Genomic DNA, 16,725 nt, shown 5'->3' with positions numbered 1-16,725 from the left:
GCAGGTGTCCAGCGTCGTCGTCCACTGTAGTGAAGGCTCGAACCGGGTGTGCGCGGCCTTTCGGTGACGCCGGGCACGATGGACGACAGGCCGTCGACTAGACTGACCTCCCGGCTGCTGCCCGGTGGCGGCAGGAACCTGCAGGCGAGACCGCCCGCACATCGACACCTGCTTAGGAGACAGCGAGATGCCGGCAATCGTCCTGATCGGCGCCCAGTGGGGCGACGAGGGCAAGGGCAAAGCTACCGATCTACTGGGCGGACGCCTGCAGTGGGTCGTGCGCTACCAGGGCGGCAACAACGCCGGCCACACCGTTGTCCTCCCGAACGGCGACAAGTTTGCGTTGCACCTGATCCCGTCGGGGATTCTCACCCCGGGTGTCACCAACGTGATCGGAAACGGCGTCGTGGTCGATCCGGGTGTGCTGCTCACAGAGCTCGCCGGCCTGGAGGAGCGCGGTGTGGACACCTCGCGTCTGCTGCTCTCCGCGGATGCGCACCTGATCATGCCGTACCACGTGGCCATCGACAAGGTCACCGAACGGTTCCTGGGCGCCAAGAAGATCGGCACCACGGGCCGCGGTATCGGCCCCTGCTACCAGGACAAGATCGCCCGTGTCGGCGTGCGTGTCGCCGACGTCCTGGACGAGAAGATCTTCACCCAGAAGGTCGAGGCGGCACTCGAGTTCAAGAACCAGGTGCTCGCGAAGATCTACAACCGCAAGGCACTGGACCCGCAGCAGGTCGTCGACGAGGTTCTCGGTCAGGCCGAAGGTTTCAAGCACCGCATCACCGACACCCGGCTCGAGCTCAACCGGGCGCTCGAACGCGGCGAGACGGTCCTGCTCGAGGGTTCGCAGGGCACGCTGCTCGACGTCGACCACGGCACCTACCCGTACGTGACCTCGTCGAACCCCACCTCCGGTGGCGCTGCGGTCGGATCGGGTATCGGCCCGACCCGCATCACCACGGTGCTCGGCATCCTCAAGGCGTACACGACGCGTGTCGGTTCCGGCCCGTTCCCGACCGAGCTGTTCGACGACCACGGCGCCTACCTGGCCAAGCAGGGCGGCGAAGTCGGTGTCACCACCGGCCGCGCCCGCCGCACCGGCTGGTTCGACGCCGTGATCGCCCGCTACGCGACCCGCGTCAACGGCATCACGGACTACTTCCTCACCAAGCTCGACGTGCTGTCGAGCCTCGACACCATCCCGATCTGCGTCGCCTACGACGTGGACGGTGTGCGCGTGGACGACATGCCGATGACGCAGACCGACATCCACCACGCGAAGCCGATCTACGAGGAGATGCCGGGCTGGTGGGAGGACATCTCGCACTGCCGGACCTTCGACGAGCTGCCGAAGAACGCGCAGAACTACGTGCTGCGCCTGGAAGAGCTGTCCGGCGCACGCATCTCGTGCATCGGTGTCGGACCGGGCCGCGACGAAACCATCGTGCGGCACGACGTGCTGGCCTGACGTCGGTGAACACCCGGTTTCGTGGTCTTCACCGAGTTGCCGTAGGCGCCCCCTGCCGGGACTAGAATCCTGGCCATGAGTCAGACTTGGCCGCTGATTCAGCGGCAGGGGGAGTTCGACGTCATACTTCGGGCACTCACTGCCGACGCCGGTACGTGCGGGGTGGTGCTCACCGGCGCCGCCGGCGTCGGGAAGACCACTCTCGCGCGGTTCGCGACCGCGTCGTTGCCCGGCGGGGTGCGGTGGGTGGCCGGAACCGAGTCCGCTCGCAGCATCCCGCTCGGTGTGTTCGCGCACCTGGTGGGGTCGGCCACGTCGCGCGATCCCGTCAACTTCCTCGCCGCCGCCCGCGAAGCGCTGCTCGCGGACGGCACGGGCATCGTCATCGGCGTCGACGACGCGCATCTGCTCGACCAGTTGTCGGCGACGTTCCTGCACCAGCTCGCGATCGACGGGGTCGCGCACATCGTCGCGACCGTCCGCACCGGCGAATCGGTGCCCGATGCGGTGACCTCGCTGTGGAAGGACGGCTATCTCGAGCACCTCGAACTGACGCCGTTCAGCCGCGAGCAGAGCACCCAGTACATCGAATCGGTTCTCGGCGGAATCCTCGAGGAACTCAGTGCAGATCGCATGTGGGAGGCGTCGGGTGGAAACGCGCTGTTCCTGCGGCATCTCGTCGAGGGCGCGCTCGAAGCGGGCACGCTCCGGGAGAAAAGCGGTGTCTGGCAGCTGCGGGGGCGTGCGGCCATCACGTCCGAACTCGCCGCGCTGCTCGAGGGCCGCATCGCACAGCTGCCCGACGACGTGCTGTGCTGCCTGCAGCTCCTCGCGTTCTGCGAACCGATCGACCTCGACACCCTGGCCTCCATTGCAGGGGAGGACGCGGTCGAGGAAGCGGAGAGCCGCGGCCTGATCAGAATCCACGAGGACGGACCCGGACTCGAGGTCCACTACGCGCACCCACTGTTCAGCGAGGTCATCCGCGCCGGCGTCGGACGGGCCGCGGCACGGCGTCTGCGCGGCTCGCTCGTCGAGGCGCTGCAGTCCTCCGATCTGTCGACCCCGGCCGCGCACATCCGGCTCACCGAACTCGCGCTCGAGAGCGACCGCGCGCCCGACATCGCGCTGCTGATCTCGGCGGCGCGCAGCGCCATCCGGCTCGCCGACTTCGGACTCGGCGAGCGGTTCGCGCGGGCCGCAGTGCGCGCGGGAGGCGGGTTCGACGCCGCACAGCTCCTGGCCCGCACGCTTCTGTGGCTCGGGCGCTGCGACGAGGCCGAGGCGCAGCTGGCCGTGTTCGATCCGGACGAGCTCGATCCGGCACAGTTGTTGCGGTGGGGCATGACCCGCGCGTCCAACCTGTTCTTCGGGAAGGGCGACGTCGCGGCGGCCGAACAGGTTCTCGCGCTGTTGCGGGAGCGCGTGGAGCATCCCGCGCTGGTACTGGCCGTGCGCGCGCTGGCGGCGACCTGTGCTGTGTCACGGAACCGGATCGAGGAGGGACTCGCCGAGGCGGACGCGGTGATGGCCGCACCGGACCTGCTTCCCTGGGCCGTCGAGTTCGCCACCTACGCGCAACTGTGGGCGAACGGTGTGTCCGGGCGAACTTCCGCTGCGTGCGCGGCTGCGGCCCGCAACGACACCGTCGCCGATCAGGTCGACGGCCTGTTCCGCTACATGGCCGCGGTCGCGTCCGTGCACGCCCAGCTCCTCGCCGGCGAGTTCGACGCGGCCGAGCGCCGGGCGCGCCGTTTCCTCGACAGCGCAAGCAGTCTCGAGTATCTCGCGTGGGGGCAGGCCAGCGTCGTCGTCGCCGATGTCGAACTGGCCCGGGGGCGGGTCTGCGATGCGGCGCGCCGTCTCGAGCAGGCGATTGCGGCGTTGAGCGTCGGCCCGCCCACGAACGCGATCGCGTGGGTGTTCCCCGCGTACGGGCCGCTCGTCGTGGCGTATGCGCTGCTGGGTCGCGTCGCCGACGCAGATGCGATCCTGGAGGTCGCGGCTGCGCGCAACAGCCCGCTGCTTCTCAACGCGGTGCAACACGAACTTGCCCGGGCCTGGTTGTTCGCGTCCCGGGGCGAGCTGTCCCGGGCGCTCGCGACCACCCGCTCCGTCATCGGAACGGCCTCGGAGAGCGGGCAGTTCGGTGTGGAGGCGCTCGCGCTGTACACCGCGATGCGGTTCGGGGACACCACCACCGCGGCGCGGCTCTCCGAACTCGCCGAGGTGTGCGACGGACGCCTGGTGCCGCTCGCCGCCGCGCAGGCGGCGGCGGTAGAGGCAGCAGATCACGGCAAGCTCGTCGACATCGCACGCGAGTACGAGGCCATGGGGATCCCGATCGACGCCGCGGACGCCTACGCGCAGGCCGCCCGGGCCGCGATGGCAGCGGGACGCCGGAACGAGGCACTCAACGCTGCCGCTGCGGCGAACACACTCGCCGAGCAGTGCGATCACGTGACCACCCCCGCGATTCTCGAAGCAGCACAGCCGCTTCCGCTCACCAAGCGGGAACGGGAAATCGCGACGATGGTGGCGACCGGGCTCAGCAATCAGGAGATCGCCGACCGGCTGGTGCTGTCGGTGCGCACCGTCGAGGGGCACATCTACCGGGCCTGCATGAAACTCGGCGTCACGGACCGCACGCAACTGGGCGAGGCGCTGCGCGAGCGGAACCGCAAGCAGCTCTGAGGCTGCCCGCGCGACGCCGGGGAACGGCGCCGGGGAACCGCGACGCGATCAGAACAGCGTCGGGTCGTTGAATCCCGGTGTGTGTTCGAGGGCGAGCAGTTCGCGTTTGGTGACGATGCTGCCCGGGGCGGAGAACCCGCCGATGGCCCCGCCGGCGGCGAGGACCCGATGACAGGGAACGACGAGCGGAACCGGGTTGCGGCCCAGGGCCTGACCGACCGCCTGCGCCCCGCCCGGCCGTCCCAGCGCCGCGGCGACCTCGCCGTAGGTCGCTGTCGAGCCGGGATCGAGGGAACGGGTGAATTCGTAGACCGCACAGTCGAATTCGGATACATCCCGGTAGTCCACCGGTACCCAGCGCAGATCGTCGGCGGCGCCGGTCAGGTGGGCCGTCACCGCTTCCACGATCGGCGCGATCGCGGGCGGTACGGGGTGCTCGTCGGCGGTGGGGAACCGGCGCCGCACCTCGTCGCGGGTCGGTTCCGGGGCGGGCTCGGGCAGCTGCAGCCCGACGACGCCGGTGGCCGACCAGATGATCGCGCACGTGCCGATCGCGGTGTCGAACAGCGCGAACGCCGTGTGCAGCGGATTTCGCGCAGACCGAGCTGCGGCGGGTGGCTCTCGGGTGGCGGCGGTGCCGGGTGCGGTCACCGTCCCAGTATGAACTGGACCGCCGACAGGTGGCCACTGTTCGAGACTGGACTGCCATACTGGACCGGTGATGACTCGCGCGATCGGCGCCTGTTCCCTCGCACGGGACCTCGGCAACTGGCAGGACACCGACGACGCGCGCCCCGCCTACCGGGCGCTCGCCGACGGCATCCGGCTGCTCGTGCACGACGGCCGCGTGCCGCTCGGAGTCGCGCTGCCCAGCGAACGCGAACTCGCGACCGCGCTGTCGCTGAGCCGCACCACCATCACCTCCGCGTACACCGTGCTGCGCGAACAGGGATATCTCCACAGCAGGCAGGGCGCCCGCAGCGTCGTCGCGAAACCGGTTGACGCCCCGCGCCCGGCCGGGAACCGGGAGCGGTCCGCCGCGCCCGTGGGGGAAGCGATCGACCTGAGCGACGCGTCGATGCCTGCGCCGGGACCGGAGATCGAAACGGCCTACGCGGCGGCGCTGCGAGCCATGCCCGCGTACCTCACCGGCCACGGAGTCGAACCCATCGGCATTCCGGGCCTGCGGGAAGTGATCGCGCAGCGCTACGCCGAGCGCGGCCTGCCCACGAGCGTCGACCAGATCATGGTCACCACCGGAGCCCAGCACGCGTTGAGGCTGCTGCTCGGGGTGCTCACGGATCCCGGCGACCGCGTCGTCGTCGACCATCCGACCTACCCGAACGCGCTCGAGGCGATCCGGCGGCACGGTGCCCGCCCGATCCCGGTGCCGGTGCGGCCGGAGGGCGGCGCCGACGGCGGCTGGGACCCGGACGGGCTGCGCAGCGCCGCCCGCCAGACGGCGGCGCGCATGGCCTACCTGATCCCGGACTTCCACAACCCGACCGGTCTGTGCCTCGGGGAGGACGGTCGCGCCGAACTCGCCCGCATCGCCCGTGAGACCCGCATGACCGTCGTCGTCGACGAGACGATGGTGGATCTGTGGCTCGACGCGCCGCCGCCGCCGTCGGTCGCGTCCTACGCGCAGGCCCTCGGCCACGGCGAGTCGGTCGTGACCATCGGTTCGACCGGCAAGTCCCTGTGGGGTGGGCTTCGTGTCGGCTGGATCCGCGCCGACCGCGACCTGATCACCCGGCTCACCGGCGCGAGGTCCGCGGTGGATCTCGGTACTCCCGTCATGGAACAGCTCGCCGCGGCGCACCTGCTCGCCGACGTCGACGAACTGCTCGCCGGGCGGCGCGCGCAGCTACGGAAGCAGCGGACGGTGATGCTCGAGGAACTCGATGCACACCTGCCGGGATGGGAGTGTCCGGTGGGGCGCGGCGGCATGTCGCTGTGGGTGCGGATGCCCGAACCGGTGTCGACCGCCCTCGCCGCGATCGCCCCCAACCACGGGGTGCTGCTCGCCGCCGGCCCCCGATTCGGGGTGCAGGGCGCGTTCGAGCGTTTCGTGCGCCTGCCGTACACGCGGGAACCCGACGACCTCCGTCGCGGAGTCACCGCGGTCGCCGAGGCGTACCGCGCGCTCGCGATCGGCCGTGACCTCACCGAATCCCGGCTGGTGGTCTGACCGCTTCGGGGCCTTTGCGCCGACCGGGTCCGCATGTCGGTGGCGAACGTTATCCTCGATGGAAGCGGGAAGAAGCAAGCATCGGCACTGCGAACGAGATGCGAGGGCGACCGTGGCCGGGCAGGATCCGCTGTCCACACAGCGCGACGTCGGACCCGACGTCGCAACGGAACTCGCCCTTGCCGGATTCACGGACGCACACGAGATCGGCCGTGGCGGATTCGGAATCGTCTACCGCTGTCACGAGGTCGCTCTCGACCGGACGGTGGCGGTCAAGGTACTGACCTCGCACCTGGACGAGGACAACCTCGAACGGTTCCTCCGCGAGCAGCGCGCCATGGGCCGGCTGTCCGGGCACCCGCACATCGTCAACGTCATGCAGGTCGGAACCACCGTGTCCGGCAGGCCCTATCTGGTGATGCAGTACCACCGCCGGGATTCGCTGGACGTGCGGATCCGCCGCACCGGCCCCGTCGGCTGGGAGGAAACCGTGCACCTGGGGGTGGCGCTGGCCGGGGCACTCGAGACCGCCCACCGGCTCGGCATCCTGCACCGCGACGTCAAGCCCGCGAACATCATGCTCACCGAGTTCGGCGAACCCCAGCTCACCGACTTCGGGATCGCGCGGATCCGCGGCGGATTCGAGACGGTGACCGGGGAGGTCACCGGATCACCGGCGTTCACCGCACCCGAGGTGCTGTCCGGGCACACCCCGACCCCGGCATCCGATGTGTACAGCCTCGCCGCGACACTGTTCTGCGCGCTCACCGGGCACGCCGCCTTCGAACGCCGCAGCGGTGAGAAGATCGTCACCCAGTTCGTGCGTATGAGCACCGAACCGGTTCCGGATCTGCGTGAGGAGGGCGTGCCCGACGCGCTGTCCGCGGTCATCGAGCAGGCCATGTCGGCCGATCCACGGGATCGGCCCGCGACCGCCGCCGAATTCGGGGAGCAACTGCGCGACGTCCAGGCACGACAGGGCCTCGTCGTCGACGAGATGTTCATCGCCGGTCCGCCGGACCCCACGCACGAGCCGGTACTTCTCGGGGGCGCGACGGGGACGAGCGGGCGCAGTGCCCGGCGCACCGGCGGCGGCACACGGATCACCACGCCGCCGGCTCCGGCCACCCGGTTCCGCCCGCCCGTGCCGACACGAAGGCTCGTGGCGCGCCGCAAGTTGCTCGCCCTGCTCGCCGGTGAGCGGCGTCGCCGGCTGATCGCCGTGCACGCGCCGCCCGGGTTCGGCAAGACGATGCTCGCGTTGCAGTGGCGGTACGTGCTCGATCGTGACGCGGTCCCGGTCGCGTGGCTGAACGTCGACGGCGACGACAACAATGTCGTGTGGTTCCTCACGCACCTCCTCGAAGCGGTCCGGCAGGTCCGCCCGGCGCTCGTCGACGAGCTGGGTCAGGCCCTCGCCGAGCGCGGCGACGAGGCCGAGAGGTATGTGCTCACCTCGTTGATCGACGAGATCCACGCAGCCGGCGAACGTGTCGTCGTCATTCTCGACGACTGGCACCGCGTCACCGACCGCCGCACCTTCGCGGCGATGGGGTTCCTGCTGGACAACTGCTGCCGTCATCTGCAGGTGATGGTGGTCGGGCGGACACGCGCCGGGCTTCCGATGAGCCGGATGCGGGTACGCGACGACCTGATCGAGATCGATTTCCACGAACTGCGTTTCAGTACGCAGGAAGCCCGCGAATTCCTCGTGGGGCACTGCGGCCTCGCCCTCGACGACGACCGTGTCGCGGCGCTGACGGCAGCGACGGACGGCTGGCCGGCCGCCCTGCAGCTGGCGTCGATGTCGCTGCGCGGGCACGAGGACGCGGACGACTTCATCGCCCACCTGTCCGGCCGGCACCGCGACATCGGCGAATTTCTCGCCGAGAACGTCCTCGCGTCGCTCGAACCGGAACTGGTCGACTTCCTCCTCACCGCGGCGGTCACCGACCGCACCTGCGGGAGTCTCGCAGCGACACTCAGCGGACACGAGCGGGCGCAGGCGATGCTCGAGGAGATCGAGGAACGCGACCTCTTCCTCCACCGGGTGGATCAGGAGGGGCGGTGGTTCCGGTTCCAGCCGCTGTTCGCCGAGTTCCTGCGCCAGCGTCTCGAACGGGACCGTCCCGATCGGTCGATCCAGTTGCACCGCACCGCATCACGGTGGTTCGAGAACCATGCCATGCTCACCGAGGCAGTCGACCATGCGCTCGCGACAGGGGACGACGAGCGTGCCGTCGATCTCGTCGAGCGGGACGGACGGCGCCTCCTCGAACACGGCAGGGGATCGGTGCTGCTCGGCCTCGTCGAGAAGCTGCCCGCGGCGGAGGTGGCGCGCCGACCGCGTCTGCAACTGGCCGTCGCGTGGGCGAACGTCGTCACCCACCGCATCCGTCCCGGACTGCGGGCACTCGGCCTGGTCGAGAGTGGGATGGCGGCCGGTGCTCTCGAAGGCGACGAAGCCGCCGACACGGCCGTCGAGGTGCAGGTGATCCACAGTTTCGTCGACGTCCGCGCCGATCGTGTCGGACGCGCGGACCAACTGGTCGAACACTGCCTGGCCCGGGCCGCGACCCTGCCGTCCGTGGTGGTGTCGTCCGGGCTCAACACGGCCACGTTCGATGCGGTGTATCTCGGTGATTTCGCGGAGGCGCGGCGGCTGCAGGAACTCGCGTGGCCGTATCACGAACTCAACGCCGGGCCGTACAACCTCATGCACGGGCATTCCCTCCTGGGGCTCGCCGCGTTCGAGGAACTCGATGTCGACACCGCCGCCGAACATTTCCGGGAAGCCCTGGCCCTGTCGCGGCGCGCGGGCGGCCGGCACTCGTCGGCGGCGCTGCTCGCAGGATCGGTGCGTGGCGAGTTCCTCTACGAGAGAGGCGAACTCGACGAGGCGGCGCGCCTGCTCGACGACGGTTACGTGCTGGGCGCCGAAGGCGGCGTCGTCGATTTCAAGATCGCCAGATTCGTCGTCGGGGCGCGCGTCGCGGCGGTACGCGACGACCGCGGCACCGCGGCCGAACGATTGCGCGACGGTGCCGACGCCGCCGCGAACCTGCAACTCGAGCGTCTGGCCGCGGCCGTCGAGAACGAACGCGTCCGTCTGGATCTGCCGCCGGTCCGCCGACGGCGGCCGATCGCGGGGTACGGTGCGGCCGAGCGACCCGAATCGGGTACCGCGCTGCTGACGGCGCAGATCGACGAGGCGACCGCGATCCGGTTGCTGCTGGCCGACCCCACAGCCGAACACGCCGACCTCGCGTGCCGCTGGGCGTCGGAATGGGTGCAGAAGTGGCGGGACGGCAGATGGCCGCGGCGCACGCTGCTCGCCGAGCGGCTGCTGGTGGCGTGCCTCGACGCGGCCGGGCGCGACGACGAGGCCGCGAGCCTGCTCGCCTCGATCTCGGCCGTCGCGGACCGTGCGGGACTGGCCCGGTTCCTGCCCGACGGCGGGCCCCACGTGCTCGCGGTGGTGCGGCGCGTCCTCGACGACGGACGCCCCGCCGTGCCGCTCGCGTTCCTCGAAGCGGCGGTCACGGCGGGGACGGTGCACCGGCTGTAGCGGGCGCTACGTCCAGACGGTGTCGATATCGGTCGCCTCACCGGCCGGCGGGGTGGGGGCACCCGCGGGCGTGCGCGAGAAGCGCGGTGCCGGCGCGTGCTGGGTGACCCCGTCGAGTTCGATGAGCGAGCCGCGGGCGGCGATGTGCTCGTTGTCCGACGCCTCACCGAACGTCAGGACGGGGGACACGCACGCATCGGTGCCGAGGAAGATCCGCGACCACTCGTCGCGGGTCTTCGACAGGAACTTCTCGGTGAACACCTTCCGCAGCTCGGGCCACGCCGTGATGTCGGTCTGACCGGGCAGCTCGGCCGCATCCAGGCCGAGGCCCTCGAGCAGCAGGGCGTAGAACTGCGGCTCGATCGCACCGACCGCCATGTACTTGCCGTCGGAGGTCTCGTAGACGTCGTAGTACGGCGCGCCGGTGTCGAGCAGGTTCGTGCCGCGCTCGTCCGACCACACACCGCGACCTCGGAACGCCCACATCATGTGCGAGAGCGCGAGGGCACCGTCGACCATCGCGGCGTCGACGACCTGGCCCTTGCCTGACGTCTGCCGCTCGACGAGCGCGGAGAGGATGCCGAAGATCAGGAACATCGAACCGCCGCCGAAGTCGCCGACCATGTTCAGCGGCGGCACCGGGCGTTCACCCTTGCGCCCGATGGCGTGCAGCACACCGGTGAGCGAGATGTAGTTGATGTCGTGGCCTGCGGCGTTGGCCAGCGGGCCCTCCTGGCCCCAGCCGGTCATGCGGCCGTAGACCAGGCGCGGGTTGCGGGCCAGGGCGGCATCGGGACCGAGGCCCATGCGCTCGGTGACACCGGGACGGAACCCCTCGATGAGCACGTCGGCACGCTCGATGAGTCCGAGCACCTTCTCGACCTGCTCGGGATCCTTGAGGTTGGCCTCGACGACCGTGCGGCCGCGCTGGATCTGGTCGCGCTGACCGGCGGGCGGGATCAGCCCGGGACGCTGGACGCACACGACGTCGGCACCGAGATCGGCGAGGAGGGTCGCGGCGTGCGGCCCCGGGCCGAGACCGGCGAACTCGACGACGCGGATACCCGCGAGCGGACCCTTCTTCTCAACTGCTTCTGCGGACACTCGGCGAACCTCACTCCGGACGTTGGGACCTGTCCTCGTGAGGCTACCTTTAGCGATCGTTAGATGTGCTGGCGGTCACCCCTCGTACAGGTCGTCCTCGCTCAGGCGGGTCGCTTCGAGTGCATGCTCGAGCGTCGGGTGCCGGTAGACGGACACGACCTGGTCGTCGACCACCCGGAACGCCAGCGCCTCCGGTTCCGCCTTGTCCGGTTCGGACGCCCACGTCGCGGTCTCCTCGACGACGACGATGCCGCTGTGCACGAACATCCGGCCCGGCGTCAGCGTCACCCCGGCTGTCGTCGCCCATTCCCGGAGCTCGTCCAGGCCTTGGTCCTCGTCGTCGTCGTCCGTCGGCAGGACGATGTCGTCGCTGGACAACTCCAGCAGGGTCTCGACGTCGTTGTCGTTCACGGCGTCGTGCCAGGCGAGGACGGTGGCGATCTCCGAAGTGCTCATATCCGCAGATGCTAGTCAGTGCCGGGAGACGGTGGGTGAATGTGGCCGTTCGGTTGCCGGTCCCGGAGCCGCGGAGCACAGTGGACACCATGACGATCAGCGGCCAACTCGTGGGTTTCGTGCCGAGCACCGATCTCGATGTCTCGGAAATGTTCTATGTCGACACGCTCGGATTCGGGAAGATCGCCCGCGACCATTTCGCGCTGGTGCTCGACGGTGGCGGTGGCACCCCGGTGCGGGTGACGCTGGTGCAGTCCCGCGCCGACACCGGCTACACCGTGCTGGGCTGGCAGGTCGCCGACCTCAACGGCACCGTCGAGGCGTTGCGGGCCAAGGGCGTCGACCTCGTTCGATACAACGGTATGGACCAGGACGACCACGACGTGTGGACGGCCCCCGACGGTCTTCGGGTCGCGTGGTTCCGCGACCCGCACGGCAACGTGCTCTCGCTGACCCAGCCGCCGGCCTGACGGGAGTCCCCTGGCGGCGGGTCACCCGCCGAGGAAACCACCCCACACGAATCCGGCCAGCAGGACGAAGAATCCGCCCATTTCACCGACGATGAGAGCGGTCATCGCGACCGTCGTGCTGCGGTCCGTGTGCTCGAACTGATTCGTGGTGTCGCGCAGCATGCCGTGCGTGATGTAGCTGCCGATCGCAATGACGAAGAACGCCACGAACACCGCTGCGGATTCAGCTACAGCCGCTGGTGTTTCCGCACGAGGGGCACGCGTGGCAGGAACCCGCACGCTGCATCCGTACTCCGCACTGCATGCAGTACGGCGCGTCCGACGCCGGGGCGGAGATGCCCGCATGCCCCTGCCGGGTGTCGGTGACCGTCTCGTCGGTCCCGGTCGCGCCGGACAGCTGTACCGACCGCTCCGAACCCGTGCGGATCCCCATTTCCATACGCTCGTCCGGTTCCAGGTAGTCGATCGCGAGACGCCGGAAGATGTAGTCGAGAATGGACGTGGCCAACCGCAGATCCGGATCGTCCGTGATCCCGGCGGGCTCGAACCGGGTACTGGTGAACGCCCGCACGAAGGTGCTCAACGGAACCCCGTACTGCAGTCCGTAACTCACCGACATCGAGAACGCATCCATGATCCCGGCCAGGGTCGACCCCTGCTTCGACACGCGCAGGAACATCTCGCCCGGCCTGCCGTCGTCGTACTCACCGATCGTGAAGAAGCCCTTGCAGTCCGCGACCCGGAACTCGAACGTGCGCGAATTGCGTGTCCGCGGAAGGCGTTCGCGCCGCGGTGCCGCCACCACCGTGCCCGGAACCGCCGGGCCTGCCGCCGGAGCACTCGACAGCGGTTGTCCGAGCTTGCAGTTGTCCCGGTACACCGCGACCGCTTTGAGGCCGAGCCGCCAACTGTCGAGATAGAGTTCCTCGATGTCGCGGACGGTCGCGGACTCGGGCAGATTCACGGTCTTCGAGATCGCTCCCGACAGGAACGGCTGCACCGCCGCCATCATCAGCACGTGGCCGCGCGGCTCGATCACGTTGTCGCCCATCGACGTCGCGAACACTGCACGATGCTCGTCGCGCACGTGCGGAGCACCGGTCAGGGTGCGGCGCGTATCCAGGTGGGTCACCACGTCCGCGACCTGCGCCGGGGTGTAGCCGAGCCGTGACAGCGCGCGCGGCACCGTGCGGTTGACGATCGACAGGGTGCCGCCGCCCACCAGTTTCTTCGACTTGACCAGCGCCAGATCCGGTTCGATACCCGTTGTGTCGCAGTCCATTGCCAGACCGATCGTGCCGGTCGGGGCCAGTACCGTCACCTGCGAGTTGCGCACCCCGTGCTCGGACGCGCCGGCGACCGCCGCGTCCCAGCTCTCCCGGGCAGCGGCGAGCACCGCGGCCGGCGCGAGGCCGGAGTCGATGTCGTCGAGTGCGCCGCGATGCCGCGCGAGCACGGTGAGGGTCGGCTGCCGATTGTCGGTGAATCCGTCGAACGGTCCGAGGCGTTCGGCCAGGCGCGCCGACACCGCATAGGCGTGACCGGTCATCAGGGCGGTCACCGCCGCGGCGTATGCGCGACCGGCGTCGCTGTCATACGGCAGGCCCGAGGCCATCAGCAGCGCACCGAGATTCGCGTACCCGAGTCCGAGCTGCCGGAACCGGCGCGAGGTGTCGCCGATCCGCTCGGTCGGATAGTCGGCACGGCCCACGAGAATCTCCTGAGCGGTGAGGAGCACCGCCACCGCGTGCCGGAATCCGGTCACGTCGAACGTGCCGTCCTCGAGCAGGAACGTCAGCAGGTTCAGGCTCGCCAGATTGCACGCGGAATCGTCGAGATGCATGTACTCCGAGCACGGGTTCGACGCGTTGATCCGGCCCGTCACCGCCGCGGTGTGCCAGCGATTGACGGTGGTGTCGAACTGGATACCCGGATCGGCGCACTCCCATGCCGCGGAGGCGATGCGGCCGAACAACTCTCGCGCGGGAACCGTCCGCACCGTCGAACCGGAGGTGACCGAACGCAGCGGCCACGGAGCGTCGTCGACGACCGCCTGCATGAACTCGTCGGTGACCCGCACCGAGTTGTTGGCGTTCTGGTACTGCACCGAATGGCTGTCGCGGCCGTCGAGTCCCATGTCGAATCCGGCGGCGTCGAGCACGCGGGCCTTGCGTTCCTCGATCGCCTTGCAGTCCACGAACTCCTCGATGTCGGGATGACCCACGTCGAGGATCACCATTTTCGCGGCCCGTCGCGTCTTGCCGCCGGACTTGATGGTGCCGGCGGACGCGTCCGCTCCGCGCATGAAACTGACCGGACCCGACGCGGTGCCGCCCCCGCCCAGCGGTTCGGCGGACGAGCGGATCCTCGACAGGTTGACCCCGGCCCCGGAACCGCCCTTGAAGATCACCGCTTCCTGCCGGTACCACTCGAGGATCGAGTCGATGCTGTCGTCGACCGACAGGATGAAACACGCGCTGGCCTGCTGCGGAACGCCAGAGACCCCGATGTTGAACCACACCGGGCTGTTGAACGACGCCTTCTGGTGCACGAGCAGATGCGTCAGTTCCGCTGCGAACGCCTCGGGGTCGTCGAGGTGCCCGTCCGCGGTGCCCCACGCGGTGACGGTGTCGACGATGCGGGCCACGACGTCGCGCAGCGAATTCTCGCGGGCCGGGGAGCCGAGTTCCCCGCGGAAGTACTTCTGGGTGACGATGTCCGTGGCGTTCTGCGACCATCCGGCCGGGAACTCGACGTCGGTCTGCTCGAACACGACGGCGCCGGTGCCGTGGTGCACGATGCGGGCGTCGCGGCGCTGCCAGTCCACCTCGTCCGCGGGATCACCACCCGCGGTGGTGAAATGCCGCACATCGGCACGGAAGATGTCGGGCGCGGCACCATCGTGCCTGCGTGTCGCGCTGTCCGCCTGGCTACTGCTCATCGCGTCCTCCCGGGACGACCGCCGGTGCCACATATAGTCCCACCATGATCTCACCGCGTCTCGGCACTCCGCTGTCGCCGAATGCCACCCGTGTCCTGATGCTCGGTGCCGGGGAACTGGGGAAGGAGGTCACCATCGCGCTGCAACGGCTGGGTGTTGAGGTGGTCGCCGTCGACCGGTACTCGAACGCGCCCGCACAGCAGGTCGCGCATCGCGCCCACACCGTCGACATGGGTGACCCGCAGGCTCTGCTCGCGATCATCGAGGCCGAACAGCCGGATCTGGTCGTCCCGGAGATCGAGGCCATCGCCACCGATGCGCTCGCCGTCGTCGAGGAACGTGGGCTCGCCGAGGTCATCCCCACCGCACGCGCCACCCGGCTGACCATGAACCGGGAAGGGATCCGGCGTCTGGCCGCCGAGGAACTGGGCCTGCCCACCTCGCCTTACCGCTTCGCGGAATCGCTGGCGGAGGTGCTCGCCGCAGCCGAGGCCGTCGGCTATCCGTGCGTCGTCAAACCGGTCATGTCGTCCTCGGGCAAGGGCCAGTCGACGGTGCGGTCCGCCGACGAGATGCCCGCCGCGTGGGACTACGCGCTGGCCGGTGGGCGCATCAACCACGGCCGGGTCATCGTCGAGGGCTTCGTGGACTTCGACTACGAGATCACCCAGCTCACCGTCCGCGCAGTCGGCGACTCCGGGGACGTCGAGACGTTCTTCTGCGAGCCGATCGGGCATCTGCAGAGCCGCGGCGACTACATCGAATCGTGGCAGCCGCAGCCGATGAGCGACGCGGCGCTCACGCGGTCGCGGGAGGTCGCGGCGGCGGTCACCGGGGCGCTCGGCGGTCGCGGCGTGTTCGGTGTCGAACTGTTCGTCAAGGGTGACGACGTGTACTTCTCGGAGGTCAGCCCCCGCCCGCACGACACCGGCCTGGTGACCCTGCGCAGCCAGCGCCTGTCGGAGTTCGAGCTGCACGCCCGCGCGATCCTGGGCCTGCCGGTCGACACGGCGCTGCTCGCCCCGGGGGCGTCCGCCGTGATCTACGGCGGCGTCGACGCCACCGGCATCGCCTTCGAAGGGGTCGCCGACGCGCTGCGGGTACCGGAGTCCGACCTGCGGCTGTTCGGCAAACCGGAGTCGTACGCGCGCCGCCGGATGGGGGTGGCCGTGGCCACCGGCCCCGACGTCGACACCGCCCGCGCCCGGGCCGGCGAAGCTGCCGCGCTCGTGCGGCCGGTGGCTCCGTGAGCGCGGGCGCGGAGGTCCTCGTCGGGCTGGCGATCCTCGTCGGCCTGTTCGGGATCGTCGTGCCGATCCTGCCGGGCACGATCCTGATCTTCGGCGCGATCCTGCTCTGGGCGATGCTCACCGGCGGCACCACCGCCTGGGTCGTGTTCGCGATCGCGACGGTCGCGCTGGTCGTCACCGGAATCGTGAAGTACACGTGGCCCGGAAAACGGATCCGGCAGGCCGGGGTGCCGACCCGCTCGCTCGTAGTCGGCGGTCTCGTCGGCATCGTCGGATTCTTCGTGGTGCCGGTGATCGGCCTGGTGCTGGGGTTCCTGCTCGGGATGTACCTGTCGGAAGCGCAGCGGCACCGCACCCACCGCGGTGCGTGGGATTCGACGATCGAGGCGACCAAGGCCGTAGGGCTGTCGATGCTGGTGGAGCTGCTCGGCGGCCTCGTCGCGGCCGGCGCCTGGCTGTGGGCCGTGCTGTTCGTGCTCTGAGCGTCCCCCCGGCCGCCCCGCCCGCCTCCGAAACGGAGCGAACGGTACATCCGGTCGATCGGACCGGATGTACCGTTCGCTCGGGAAACCGG

Annotated in this window: 11 protein-coding genes and 1 pseudogene; 7 read left to right on the top strand and 5 right to left on the bottom strand. The window is 69.7% G+C overall.

Annotated elements, in window-relative coordinates; all coding sequences use genetic code 11:
- Positions 1 to 187: 187 nt before the first annotated feature.
- Positions 188 to 1,477: an adenylosuccinate synthase gene (locus tag A8G15_RS02370; protein ID WP_068154955.1), complete on the top strand. Its 1,290-nt coding sequence runs from the start codon at positions 188 to 190 to the stop codon at positions 1,475 to 1,477.
- Positions 1,478 to 1,552: 75 nt separating this feature from the next.
- Entirely contained in the window at positions 1,553 to 4,171 is a 2,619-nt protein-coding gene (locus A8G15_RS02365) for a helix-turn-helix transcriptional regulator (protein ID WP_068154953.1), read from the top strand.
- Positions 4,172 to 4,219: 48 nt separating this feature from the next.
- On the opposite strand, the gene A8G15_RS02360 is transcribed toward A8G15_RS02365, so the two are convergent.
- Positions 4,220 to 4,756: a methylated-DNA--[protein]-cysteine S-methyltransferase gene (locus A8G15_RS02360; protein WP_068155105.1), complete on the bottom strand. Its 537-nt coding sequence runs from the start codon at positions 4,754 to 4,756 to the stop codon at positions 4,220 to 4,222.
- A 133-nt stretch (positions 4,757 to 4,889) separates the two neighbouring features.
- Here A8G15_RS02360 and yczR point away from each other — a divergent pair, with 133 nt between their 5' ends.
- A complete protein-coding gene (gene yczR, locus A8G15_RS02355; protein WP_068154951.1) occupies positions 4,890 to 6,362 on the top strand; it encodes a MocR-like transcription factor YczR in 1,473 nt (490 codons plus the stop codon).
- A gap of 112 nt (positions 6,363 to 6,474) precedes the next feature.
- Positions 6,475 to 9,930: a serine/threonine-protein kinase gene (locus A8G15_RS02350; protein ID WP_068154950.1), complete on the top strand. Its 3,456-nt coding sequence runs from the start codon at positions 6,475 to 6,477 to the stop codon at positions 9,928 to 9,930.
- A gap of 6 nt (positions 9,931 to 9,936) precedes the next feature.
- Here the strand turns inward: A8G15_RS02350 and A8G15_RS02345 are convergent, their stop codons facing one another.
- Positions 9,937 to 11,034, bottom strand: a complete 1,098-nt coding sequence (locus A8G15_RS02345) for a CaiB/BaiF CoA transferase family protein (RefSeq protein ID WP_068154947.1) — start codon at positions 11,032 to 11,034, stop codon at positions 9,937 to 9,939.
- Positions 11,035 to 11,109: 75 nt separating this feature from the next.
- On the bottom strand, positions 11,110 to 11,490 hold the full coding sequence (locus A8G15_RS02340; protein WP_068154945.1) for a nuclear transport factor 2 family protein: 381 nt from the start codon (positions 11,488 to 11,490) through the stop codon (positions 11,110 to 11,112).
- A gap of 89 nt (positions 11,491 to 11,579) precedes the next feature.
- On the opposite strand from A8G15_RS02340, the gene A8G15_RS02335 reads away from it, so the two are divergent.
- Positions 11,580 to 11,960 (top strand): VOC family protein, encoded by a 381-nt coding sequence (locus tag A8G15_RS02335; protein ID WP_068155103.1) that lies wholly within the window; start codon positions 11,580 to 11,582, stop codon positions 11,958 to 11,960.
- Positions 11,961 to 11,981: 21 nt separating this feature from the next.
- On the opposite strand, the pseudogene A8G15_RS02330 reads toward A8G15_RS02335, so the two are convergent.
- Both A8G15_RS02330 and A8G15_RS02325 read right to left on the bottom strand, forming a co-directional pair.
- A pseudogene (locus A8G15_RS02330) lies at positions 11,982 to 12,200 on the bottom strand (hypothetical protein); the annotation flags it as partial.
- The gene (locus A8G15_RS02325; protein ID WP_068155101.1) at positions 12,184 to 14,901 is read right to left on the bottom strand and encodes a vitamin B12-dependent ribonucleotide reductase; all 2,718 of its coding nucleotides are present in this window, start codon (positions 14,899 to 14,901) and stop codon (positions 12,184 to 12,186) included. The gene A8G15_RS02325 and the pseudogene A8G15_RS02330, both read right to left, overlap by 17 nt.
- Positions 14,902 to 14,945: 44 nt before the next feature.
- Between A8G15_RS02325 and purT the strand changes: the two genes are divergently transcribed.
- On the top strand, positions 14,946 to 16,151 hold the full coding sequence (gene purT, locus A8G15_RS02320; protein ID WP_068154944.1) for a formate-dependent phosphoribosylglycinamide formyltransferase: 1,206 nt from the start codon (positions 14,946 to 14,948) through the stop codon (positions 16,149 to 16,151).
- On the top strand, positions 16,148 to 16,633 hold the full coding sequence (locus A8G15_RS02315; protein ID WP_068154942.1) for a DUF456 domain-containing protein: 486 nt from the start codon (positions 16,148 to 16,150) through the stop codon (positions 16,631 to 16,633). The genes purT and A8G15_RS02315 overlap by 4 nt, the downstream gene beginning before the upstream one ends.
- The last annotated feature ends 92 nt before the right edge of the window (positions 16,634 to 16,725 follow it).

Origin of the sequence: Rhodococcus phenolicus (assembly GCF_001646785.1) — a bacterium.
GTDB classification, from domain to species: Bacteria; Actinomycetota; Actinomycetes; order Mycobacteriales; family Mycobacteriaceae; genus Rhodococcus; species Rhodococcus phenolicus.
The sequence above is the reverse complement of the archived record's forward strand: the minus strand, read 5'-3'. Positions and strand labels throughout refer to the sequence as shown.

Coding starts and splice junctions, on each gene's coding strand:
- A8G15_RS02370 (WP_068154955.1), top strand. CDS start 188: ATGCCGGCAATCGTCCTGATCGGCGCCCAGTGGGGCGACGAGGGCAAG.
- A8G15_RS02365 (WP_068154953.1), top strand. CDS start 1,553: ATGAGTCAGACTTGGCCGCTGATTCAGCGGCAGGGGGAGTTCGACGTC.
- A8G15_RS02340 (WP_068154945.1), bottom strand. CDS start 11,490: ATGAGCACTTCGGAGATCGCCACCGTCCTCGCCTGGCACGACGCCGTG.
- A8G15_RS02335 (WP_068155103.1), top strand. CDS start 11,580: ATGACGATCAGCGGCCAACTCGTGGGTTTCGTGCCGAGCACCGATCTC.
- A8G15_RS02325 (WP_068155101.1), bottom strand. CDS start 14,901: ATGAGCAGTAGCCAGGCGGACAGCGCGACACGCAGGCACGATGGTGCC.
- purT (WP_068154944.1), top strand. CDS start 14,946: ATGATCTCACCGCGTCTCGGCACTCCGCTGTCGCCGAATGCCACCCGT.